This window comes from uncultured Lactobacillus sp. (genome assembly GCF_947367085.1).
Taxonomy (GTDB): Bacteria; Bacillota; Bacilli; order Lactobacillales; family Lactobacillaceae; genus Lactobacillus.
In genome coordinates, this window is sequence record NZ_CANBCP010000079.1 from 1 (window position 1) to 5,975 (window position 5,975).

Here is a 5,975-nt window from a genome sequence, read left to right on the forward strand (position 1 = left end):
CCACCACTGCTAGAGGCAATAAGGTTGTCCGTTTGATACAAAAGAAAACAAGTACTCCGGTTGTTGTTCCCATTATGAACGACAACCTACTGCGCATTGCCGAGCGTTACGACTTTAATATCCCAGAGATTTCTGATGTCATTCTCAACAGATATATAAAGGATATACTCAAACGACTATCCGAAGAGGTTCCATCGTTACAAAAGACAGAGATTACCAAGCTCACCATGCGCGAACGAGAAATGGAAGAGCGTGGCGATGCAGAATTTATGCGTAACGAAGATGGCGATGTTATCAAATACCGCTACGACTTGGTTACATCGCACACCGCCCGCAGAAGTGGAATTACCAATCTTTATCTTACCGGACTATTCGACACCGTACAGATGATGTCAGTCAGTGGCCATAAAGACCAACGTACATTCTTTGACTATATCAAACTGTCGTCAGACGAGATTGCCGACAAGATTATGGAGAAACTTCGCCAGAGTGAGAATGTCGGAAACGAGGGATTGTTCTAAAATAATGTTTAATAAAATAAAAAAGATTATAGTAATTAAGAAATTACTTTTATAATTTCGTCCTAGATCATTCAAAATTATTCTCCTCTTGTTTTTTCTATAATTTGTGGTAAATTATAATCATTATAGTTTACAAAGAAAAGATTAGGAAGTAGTAATAAAGAATCTTCTTTCAGAGAGAAGTCGTTTGGTGCGAGACTTCAGGGGAATTTATGAACTTGTCCTACATAAAGAATCTTTCGTTTTTCTTGTTCTGCGTTAAAGAACAATCAAGTGTCACATACATTGTGAAACTTAGGTGGTACCGCGATAACTCGTCCTATGATTATTGGATAATCATAGGACTTTTTTATTTAGGAGGATTTAAATGTATAATCACAAGACAGTAGAAAAGAAATGGCAAAAGTATTGGGCTGATCATGATACTTTTAAGACAGGAACTGATCCTAATAAAAAGAATTACTATGCTTTAGATATGTTTCCATTTCCATCTGGTAAAGGTCTGCACGTTGGTCACCCAGAAGGCTATACTGCAACTGATATTGTTTCTAGAATGAAACGTGCTCAAGGCTATAATGTGCTTCATCCAATGGGCTGGGATGCATTTGGACTTCCAACAGAACAATACGCACTTCAAACTGGGGAAGATCCAGCTAAAGTTACTGAAGAAAATATCGCTAACTTTAAGCGTCAATTGAATAAGCTAGGTTTTTCATATGATTGGGACCGCGAAGTTAGAACCAGTGATCCAAATTATTACAAGTGGACACAATGGGTTTTTGAACAAATGTATAAAAAGGGCTTGGCATATGAGGCTGAAGTTCCAGTTAACTGGTCACCAGACCTTGGTACTGTAGTTGCTAACGAAGATATTGTTAATGGTAAAACTGAACGTGGCGGATATCCAGTTTACCGTCGTAACATGAAGCAATGGATGCTTAAGATGACTGCTTATGCTGATCGTTTGCTTGAAGATTTGGATGACTTAGATTGGCCAGAACCAGTTAAGGAAATGCAAAGAAACTGGATTGGTCGTTCAGTTGGTGCTCAAGTTACTTTCAAGATTAATGACAGCGATAAGAGCTTTGACATTTTTACTACCCGTCCTGATACTTTATTTGGTTGTTCATACACAGTGCTGGCACCTGAAAGTAAGCTTGTACAAGAAATTACCACCCCAGAACAAAAAGAAGCAGTTGATGCTTATATTAAAGAAATTGAATCAAAGTCAGACCTTGAAAGAACTGACTTGAACAAGAATAAGACTGGTGTTTTCACTGGTGCTTATGCAATTAATCCTGTTAATGGTAAGGAAGTTCCAATTTGGATTTCTGACTATGTTTTAGCAAGTTACGGTACTGGTGCAGTAATGGCGGTACCAGCACATGATGATCGTGATTATGAATTTGCAACTAAGTTTGGTTTGCCAATTAATCCGGTAATTGAAGGTGGTAATATTGAAAAAGAAGCCTTCGGTGGTGATGGTGTCCACATCAATTCTGAATTCTTAAATGGTCTTCATAATGAAGACGCTAAAAAGTGTATGATTGACTGGCTAGAGCAGCATCATGCAGGTGGTCCTAAAGTTAACTACAAACTTCGTGACTGGGACTTTTCTCGTCAACGTTACTGGGGTGAACCAATTCCTGTTATTCACTGGGAAGATGGCGAAACCACTTTAGTTCCTGAAGATCAGTTGCCACTTCGCTTGCCACATGCAACTAATATTAAGCCATCTGGTACACCAGAAAGCCCACTAGCTAACTTAACTGATTGGGTAAATGTGGTTGATGAAAATGGCCGCAAGGGTAAACGTGAAACTAATACTATGCCAAACTGGGCAGGTTCTTCATGGTACTACTTACGCTATGTTGATCCACATAATGATAAAGAACTTGCTGACTACGATTTATTAAAGCAATGGCTTCCAGTTGACCTCTACATTGGTGGGGCAGAACACGCAGTTCGTCACCTGCTTTATGCAAGATTCTGGCACAAGGTTCTTTATGATCTTGGTGTTGTTCCAACTAAGGAACCGTTCCAACGTCTTTACAACCAAGGTTTGATCTTAAAGAATCACGAAAAAATGTCTAAGTCAAAGGGTAACGTGGTTAACCCAGATGATGTGATTGATGAATATGGTGCAGATTCACTTAGAATGTACGAAATGTTCATGGGTCCACTTGATGCTTCAATCGACTGGGATGATAATGGTCCAGCTTCAACTAAGAAGTTTTTAGACCGTGTATGGCGTATGATGGTTAATGATCTTGACTTGAAGGCCATCCCACAAGAAAAGATCGTTGATGAAAATGACGGTGAACTTGATAAGGTTTACAACGAAACTGTTAAGGTGGTTACTGAAGACTTTGACGCCCTTCACTTTAACACTGCTATTAGTCAAATGATGGTCTTTGCCAACGCTGCTCAAAAGGCTAAGACAATTCCACGTGAATATGCTGAAGGATTTGTAAAGCTTTTGGCACCAGTTGCACCACACATGATGGAAGAAATCTGGTCTGTTTTTGGTCATGACGAATCAATTACTTATGCTGAATGGCCAACTTATGATCCGGCCAAACTTGTGGAATCAACGGTTGAAATTATGGTGCAAGTGAATGGTAAGCTTCGCGGTAAGTTTGAAGCTGCAAAAGATGCTCCAAAGGGTAACTTAGAAAAGCAAGCTTTGGCATTGCCACACGTTCAAAAGTTCTTAGAAGGAAAAGATGTTAAAAAGGTCATCGTTATTCCAAATAAGATTGTTAACATCGTTGCTAAGTAAATTAAATTTTTCCTAAATAATATTTATTTGAAACAAATTCGGTCAATTATGAGTATGATATTTAACAGACTCAGCACGTATTAATAGGGAAAATTTATGGAGACAAATACAAAAGAAAATACTACTCAAGATACAATGGTCAAAGGGTCTGCCTGGATGACCTTTGGTTCAATTTTTTCACGAATCTTGGGTGCAATTTATATTATTCCATGGTATGCATGGATGGGGAGTCATGGTAATATAGCAAATGCCTTGACTGCTAAAAGTTATAATGTTTATAGTTTGTTTATCATTATTTCAACTGCCGGAATTCCAGGTGCTGTTGCTAAACAAGTTGCTAAATATAATGCGCTGAATGAATATGAAATTGGACGAAAATTATTCAGACGTGGACTAATTTTGATGGCCATTTTTGGTATCATATCAGCTGCGATCATGTATTATGCAGCTCCTATGCTCGCTACAGATAATATTATGGGAGCTATCCTTCATGGTGCTAAGACGGACGCACGGGAAGTTGCTGTAATGCGAAGCTTATCTTATGCAGTGTTGCTGATTCCCATTCTTAGTATCATGCGTGGGTATTTTCAAGGATATGCGGATATGATGCCATCGGCTATGTCGCAATTTATTGAACAACTTGCTCGTGTATTATGGATGCTTGCTACGGCTTACTTTATTATGCAAGTTCAACATGGCTCATATGTAAAAGCAGTTATCCAATCTAATTTAGCTGCTGCTATTGGGGCTGTTTTCGGGATAGTTTTACTTTTATGGTTTCTTTATAGGCGACGGGCTAAGCTAAAGCAGTTAATGGATAATTCAAATCATGCAATTAAGATTTCTACTGCTGAGATATTTTTAGAAATTATTACCCAGTCTATTCCATTTATTATTATTGATTCGGGAATTACTTTCTTTCAATTGATTGATCAGTATACCTTTCATCCAATGATCGCCATGTTTGTCCATGCTAGTTCAGACCAAATTGAGTCTTGGTATGCTTTATTTGGATTAAATGCGAATAAATTGATTATGATAATAGTATCTTTGGCAACAGCTATGGCTGTAACTGCAATCCCACTTCTTTCTGGGGCTCATGCACAAAGAGATTTTGAAAGTATTTCAAACCAAATAGAAAATACTTTAGAGCTATTTTTATTAGTGATGATTCCAGCATCTTTGGGGATGGCAGCAATAGCCAAGCCCGTTTATACAATTTTTTATGGTTTTGATCAATTAGGAGCTAATGTTTTATACTTATCTTCGTTTACTGCAATTAGTTTGGGGTCATTTACTGTATTGATGGCTATCTTACAAGGTTTATCCGAAAATGGTATGGCTATAAAGTACTTGATTTTGGGTATTATTATAAAATTAGCTGTTCAATTGCCAATGATTCAATTATTTAAAGTATATGGACCGTTGATTGCAACCAATATCGGATTATTAATTACTGTTTGGCTTTCATTAAAACATTTACGGGTTAAATATCATTACAATGCTAATCGGGCTGGTAGAAGGTTTATTGGTATTGCCGCATTTTCGTTACTAATGTTTTTGTTAGTAACCTTAATTGTCGAAGTTGGTGGAAAATTTATTGATCCAGCAAGAAGGATTACTGCTATGATTTTAGTAGTAATTAGTGTATCATTTGGCGGTTTATTTTATGCTTTTCTAACCTTGAAAACGAGTTTGGCTCAAAAAATATTGGGTACCAAAGTTGAAAGGATAGCACGAAAACTACATATCAGAATATAAAAAAGAGGACTTCAAACTAATCTGAAGTCCTCTTTTAGGATACTTATATAAGTATGCCCCTGCCAAGGTTTAGTTATTATAGCACTAATTTTGAACTAATACTTTATTTTTTTAGAAAAATGGGTCATTATAGAGGTTATGATGAAGAATAAATATTTAATTGCGTATTTTTCAAAAACGCAAAATACAGAAAAAATAGCTAAAGAATTGGGAAATCTACTAGATGCAGATTTTCATGAAATTAAAGAAAAAGTTGAATATAAACCTGAAGACATCAATTGGACGGTAGAAGATTGTAGAGCGAATCGGGAAAATAATGATCCACAATGTCGACCTGACATTCAAGATGAAGCATTAAGCGATAATTTTGATGTTTTACTTTTGGGCTTTCCTCTATGGTGGGGAGAACCTCCGAAAGTTATTCGAACTTTTTTAGAGAAAAACGAAGATTTATTGAAATCTAAGAAGATCGTAATTTTTTGCACATCGCAAATGACACCGATTTATCAAGCGCAGATGAATTTGAGATACGGCTATCCTAAGTTGAAATTTGTGAGTGGTGCTAGATTAAGTAATTATAGTCCTGAACAGATTAAAGCTTGGACTAAAACATTTGATAGATAAAAAAATCCTTTGCATTAATGCAAAGGATTTTTAGTTAAAGAAGAAAGCGTTAAATAACGGGAAATTTTATTTAACTTACATGGGAAGTGGGTTATATAAAGCTGTTCGATATAACAGTCGTTAGCTAGCTCACATGGTTAATATATCATGTAATTTATAAAAAGTAAAGAGATAACATAACTAATTTCTAATATTTTCTTTTTTGTAGTAGTCTAAAGCATGCATTGCTGATTCATACATTGGATCTGAAACTTGAGACATTAGATAAGTTCCAATTTCATCAGGAT

General features: G+C 36.5%; 4 protein-coding genes. All 4 read left to right on the plus strand.

The window, feature by feature from the left end; translation table 11 throughout:
* The coding region (locus tag Q0Y70_RS09215) for a hypothetical protein (protein WP_297820183.1) at positions 1–521 on the plus strand (521 nt) is incomplete at its 5' end.
* A gap of 367 nt (positions 522–888) precedes the next feature.
* Positions 889–3,303: a leucine--tRNA ligase gene (gene leuS, locus Q0Y70_RS09220; protein ID WP_297820186.1), complete on the plus strand. Its 2,415-nt coding sequence runs from the start codon at positions 889–891 to the stop codon at positions 3,301–3,303.
* 96 nt (positions 3,304–3,399) lie between these two features.
* Entirely contained in the window at positions 3,400–5,064 is a 1,665-nt protein-coding gene (locus Q0Y70_RS09225) for a polysaccharide biosynthesis protein (protein WP_297820189.1), read from the plus strand.
* A 141-nt stretch (positions 5,065–5,205) separates the two neighbouring features.
* The gene (locus tag Q0Y70_RS09230; RefSeq protein WP_297820192.1) at positions 5,206–5,688 is read left to right on the plus strand and encodes a flavodoxin; all 483 of its coding nucleotides are present in this window, start codon (positions 5,206–5,208) and stop codon (positions 5,686–5,688) included.
* Positions 5,689–5,975 lie beyond the last annotated feature (287 nt).